Annotated in this window: 6 protein-coding genes and 1 riboswitch; of the genes, 2 read left to right on the top strand and 4 right to left on the bottom strand. The window is 68.1% G+C overall.

Annotated features, from left to right (window positions below; all coding sequences use genetic code 11):
- Positions 1-356 (top strand): 2Fe-2S iron-sulfur cluster-binding protein (locus tag H0U68_RS20835; protein WP_296358818.1); only part of this gene is annotated, 356 nt, incomplete at its 5' end.
- Here the strand turns inward: H0U68_RS20835 and H0U68_RS20830 are convergent.
- The 4 genes from H0U68_RS20830 to ahcY all read right to left on the bottom strand — a co-directional run bounded on the left by H0U68_RS20830 (position 357) and on the right by ahcY (position 3,955).
- A complete protein-coding gene (locus H0U68_RS20830) occupies positions 357-758 on the bottom strand; it encodes a septal ring lytic transglycosylase RlpA family protein (protein WP_296358817.1) in 402 nt (133 codons plus the stop codon). It abuts the gene before it with no gap.
- A 164-nt stretch (positions 759-922) separates the two neighbouring features.
- Complete coding sequence (gene metF / locus H0U68_RS20825) at positions 923-1,750, bottom strand: methylenetetrahydrofolate reductase [NAD(P)H] (RefSeq protein WP_296358816.1); 828 nt, start codon at positions 1,748-1,750, stop codon at positions 923-925.
- Positions 1,747-2,511, bottom strand: a complete 765-nt coding sequence (locus H0U68_RS20820; protein ID WP_296358815.1) for a TlyA family RNA methyltransferase — start codon at positions 2,509-2,511, stop codon at positions 1,747-1,749. Before H0U68_RS20820 ends, metF begins: the two co-directional genes overlap by 4 nt.
- A 7-nt stretch (positions 2,512-2,518) precedes the next feature.
- Complete coding sequence (gene ahcY, locus H0U68_RS20815; RefSeq protein ID WP_296358814.1) at positions 2,519-3,955, bottom strand: adenosylhomocysteinase; 1,437 nt, start codon at positions 3,953-3,955, stop codon at positions 2,519-2,521.
- Positions 3,956-4,019: 64 nt separating this feature from the next.
- Positions 4,020-4,109: riboswitch (S-adenosyl-L-homocysteine riboswitch) on the bottom strand.
- Between the two features lie 44 nt (positions 4,110-4,153).
- Here ahcY and H0U68_RS20810 point away from each other — a divergent pair.
- Positions 4,154-4,407, top strand: a 254-nt coding sequence (locus tag H0U68_RS20810; protein ID WP_296358813.1) for a hypothetical protein, incomplete at its 3' end; no start/stop codon positions are given.

The following is a 4,407-nucleotide window of genomic DNA, read 5'->3' as shown; positions in this document are numbered from 1 at the left end:
TCACGACGCCCGGCGACCCGGGCTCGGCGGCGCGGCCGCCGCAGGCTGCCGCCGCGGTGCGGCCGGCGAGCGAGCTGGACCACCAGCTGGAAGTGGTGCTGGACGGCAAGACGCATCACCTGTCCATGGCAGCGGACGACCGTGTGCTCGACGCCGCGCTGGAAGCCGGCCTGGACCTGCCCTATTCCTGCAAGGGCGGCGTGTGCTGCACCTGCCGCGCGCGCGTGCTGGAAGGCGAAGTCGCGATGGAGAAGAACTTCACGCTGGAAGCCGACGAGATGGCGCGTGGCTTCGTGCTGACCTGCCAGGCGCGTCCGCTGACACGCAAGGTCGTGGTCAGCTACGACGACCGCTGATCAGCGCAGCGACGCGGCCCTGCGGGTGCCGCGCCGTGGCTGCGCCGGCTCGCCGTCCGGCGGGCCGAGGACTTCGATGGCGACCTGCTTGGTGCCCGCACCCGACTCGACCAGCCCTAGCGCCTGGGCAGCGCCACGGCTCAGGTCGATGATGCGCTGGCTAATGAACGGGCCACGGTCGTTGATGCGCACGTCCACGCTCTTGTCGCTGTTGAGGATGCGCACGCGCACCAGGGTGCCGAACGGCAGGCTGGGGTGCGCAGCGGTCAGCTCGTTCATGTCGAACACTTCGCCGCTGGCGGTCTTCCTGCCGTGGAACTGCTTGCCGTACCAGGAGGCGATGCCGCGCTGCAGCTCGCGCACGGTTTCCAGCGCCTTCTGAGGCAGCGACGGCTTTTCCACAGTTTCAGCGATAGGGGCAACGGCCATGACAGGGGCGGGTACGGGCACCACCTGCGCGACGGGCACTGCGGCACCCGCGACTTCACTGTCGAATTCGGACGCTTGCACGGCTGCCGCTCCCAGGAGGAGCAGCCCGGCAAGAAGGAAGGAGGATGTGCGTGCCTTCACCATCCGAGGCGCTTGCAGATCTCCAGCGTGGCAGCTGATTGGTTCATCGTATAAAAGTGAATGCCCGGCACACCTTCGGCGCGCAGCCGTTCGCACAGCTGCGTCACCACATCGAGGCCAAAGGCCCGGATGGATGCCACGTCGTCGCCGAAGCCCTGAAGCCTCAGCCGGATCCAGCGCGGGATTTCGGCACCACAGGTGTCCGAAAAACGCATGAGCTGGGTCGAACTCGTGATAGGCATGATACCCGGCACCACCGGCACCTGGAGCCCAGCCGTCTTTACGTCTTCGACAAAACGTAAGTACGCATCCACGTTGTAGAAGTACTGGGTGATGGCGCCGTTGGCACCCGCCCGCACCTTGGCCGCGAAGGCGCGCAGGTCCGCTTCGGGCGACGCCGCCTGCGGATGCACCTCCGGATAGCAGGCCGTCTCGATGTGGAAGGCGTCGCCGGTTTCCGCGCGGATGAAGGCGATCAGGTCGCTCGCGTACTGGAACTCGCCGCCCGCGCCGTAGCCGCTGGGCAGGTCGCCGCGCAGCGCCACCAGGCGGCGGATCTTCATGGACTGCAGCTGCGCGAGCTGCTCGCGCACCGTGGCGCGCGAGGCGCCGATGCAGGAGAAATGCGCCGCCGCGTCCACACCCTCGGTGAGGATCTCCGATACGGCGTTGAAGGTGCCGGCCTGCGTGGAGCCGCCGGCGCCGTAGGTCACCGAGCAGAACTCGGGCTGGAGCGCATAGAGCTGCTGGCGCACCGCGCGCAGCTTCTCGGTGCCTTCGGGCGTCTTGGTCGGAAAGAATTCCAGGCTGATGGGAAGCTTCATGGCTGCTCCTTCTCTGATGTCGTTGTGGTCGCGTGAATGAAGAACTCGCGGTTGCCGTCGCCCCCGGCGATCGGGCTGTCATGCCAGCCGCGCACCTGCAGTTCCGCCGCGGCGCAGGCCTTGCGCAGCCGCTGCTCGACCGTGGAGTACAAGCCGGCATCCCTGACGATCCCGCCCTTGCCGATCTGCGCCGGTTGCAGCTCGAACTGCGGCTTCACCAGCAGCAGCAGGTGCCCGCCCGGCTTGAGCAGCGGCGCCAGCGCCGGCAGCACCAGCGTGAGCGAGATGAACGAGAGGTCGCCGCACACCAGGTCGAACCCCGTGCCGACCTGCGCGGCCTGCAACTCCCTGGCGTTGACCTTCTCTAGCGCCCGCACCCGCGCATCGGCGCGCAGCGCCGGATGCAGCTGCCCATGGCCGACGTCCACGCCGACCACCCGCGCCGCGCCCTGCTGCAGCAGGCAGTCGGTGAAGCCGCCGGTGGACTGGCCCACGTCCAGGCAGGTCCAGCCCGCCGGGTCGAGCGCCGCCGCGCGCAAGGCGCCTTCGAGCTTCAGGCCGCCGCGCGAAACGTAGCGCGACTCGGCCGTGTCCAGCAGTTCGAGCTCGGCCGCGTCGGGCAGCAGGTCGCCGTTCTTGGCGACCGGCCGCCACTCGCCGTCCGAAGGCAGGCGCCAGCGCACGCCGGCGGCGATCAGCCGCTGCGCCTGCGAACGGGTGGCGGCCAGGCCGCGCTCGACCAGCAACTGATCGGCACGCATGGCGCGCTCAGTAGCGGTACGTGTCCGGCTTGTACGGGCCGTTCTTGTCGACGCCGATGTACGCAGCCTGCTCGTCGCTCAGCACCGTCAGCTGCGCGCCCAGCTTGGACAGCTGCAGGCGCGCCACCTTCTCGTCCAGGTGCTTGGGCAGCACGTAGACCTTGCCGGCCTCGTAGGCGTCCTGCTTGGTGAACAGCTCGATCTGCGCCAGGGTCTGGTTGGCGAAGGAGGAGGACATCACGTAGCTGGGGTGGCCCGTGCCGCAGCCCAGGTTCACCAGCCGGCCCTTGGCCAGCAGGATGATGCGCTTGCCGTCCGGGAAGATCACGTGGTCCACCTGCGGCTTGATCTCGTCCCATTGGCACTGCTTTTCGAGCGACGCGACGTCGATCTCGTTGTCGAAGTGGCCGATGTTGCAGACGATGGCCTGGTCTTTCATGGCCGCCATGTGCTCGAAGCGGATGACGTCCTTGTTGCCGGTGGTGGTGACGAAGATGTCGGCCTTGCTGGCGGCGTATTCCATCGTCACGATGCGGTAGCCTTCCATGGCGGCCTGCAGCGCGTTGATGGGATCGATCTCGGTCACCCAGACCTGCGCGGACAGCGCGCGCAGCGCCTGCGCCGAGCCCTTGCCCACGTCGCCGTAGCCGGCGACGACGGCCACCTTGCCGGCGATCATCACGTCGGTGGCGCGCTTGATGCCGTCCACCAGCGACTCGCGGCAGCCGTACAGGTTGTCGAACTTGCTCTTGGTGACGGAGTCGTTGACGTTGATCGCGCGGAACAGCAGCGTGCCCTTGGCCGCCATGTCGTTCAGGCGGTGCACGCCGGTGGTGGTTTCCTCGGTCACGCCGACGATCTGGGCGGCCTTGCGGCTGTACCAGGTCGGGTCTTCCTTCAGCTTCTTGCGGATGGCGGCGTGCAGGATGCGCTCTTCCTCGCTGGAATGCGTGTCGATCAGCGACAGGTCCTGCTCGCAGCGCTTGCCCAGGTGCATGAGCAGGGTGGCGTCGCCGCCGTCGTCCAGGATCATGTTCGGGCCTTCGGCGTCGCTGCCCTTGGGGCCGAACTCGAAGATGCGGTGGGTGTAGTCCCAGTAGTCTTCCAGCGACTCGCCCTTGATGGCGAATACCGGCGTGCCGTCGGCGGCGATGGCCGCCGCAGCGTGGTCCTGGGTGGAGAAGATGTTGCAAGAGGCCCAGCGCACCTGGGCGCCGAGCGCCTGCAGCGTGTCGATCAGCACGGCCGTCTGGATGGTCATGTGCAGGCTGCCGGTGATGCGCGCGCCCTTGAGCGGCTGGCTCTTGGCGAACTCCTCGCGGATGGCCATCAGGCCGGGCATCTCGGTTTCGGCGATGCGGATTTCCTTGCGGCCCCAGGCGGCAAGCGACAGATCGGCAATGGCGCTGTCCTGGTCGGCAGCGGGTTTGAGAACGGCGTTCATGAGTGCTCCAAAAGCTTGGTGGGTCAACCACGTTCTGGAGGCGAGGGAACTCACCGCACGGGAACGTGGGTGAGCGTCGTTGCGATGGGACTCCGAGCCTCGCGCCGGGCGCATCTGGTGGACAGACGGCGGCGCTGCAACGCTCCTCGGATGGCGGCGATTGTGCCATCGAAGCCCCGGCGGCGCTAGACTCGGCCCATGAAAGCCCGGCTGCTGCTGTCACTGTTCGTCCTCATGCTCATCGGTTTGCCGGGCTGGGCACAGCAGCCCGCGCAGTCCGCCAGCGCGTACGTGGACACGCGCGAGGAATGCACGCTTCTGGGCGGCAACTGGCTCCCGGGCGGCGACGGCTGGCAATCGGCCTGCCGCATGCAGTGGACGCGCGACGAATGCCTGCGCCTGGGCGCCGGCTGGACCGCGCAGCCGCGCGCGGCCAGCGGCGGCGTCTGCAC

The sequence above is a fragment of the Ramlibacter sp. genome (assembly GCF_013697775.1).
Lineage (GTDB): Bacteria > Pseudomonadota > Gammaproteobacteria > Burkholderiales > Burkholderiaceae_C > Ramlibacter.
Note: the sequence above shows the minus strand (reverse complement) of the source record. Positions and strands in the feature narration are given on the sequence as shown.

Bases quoted from the DNA above. Each gene is read 5' to 3' on its own strand.
- metF (WP_296358816.1), bottom strand. From the start codon at position 1,750: ATGAAGCTTCCCATCAGCCTGGAATTCTTTCCGACCAAGACGCCCGAA.
- H0U68_RS20820 (WP_296358815.1), bottom strand. From the start codon at position 2,511: ATGCGTGCCGATCAGTTGCTGGTCGAGCGCGGCCTGGCCGCCACCCGT.
- ahcY (WP_296358814.1), bottom strand. From the start codon at position 3,955: ATGAACGCCGTTCTCAAACCCGCTGCCGACCAGGACAGCGCCATTGCC.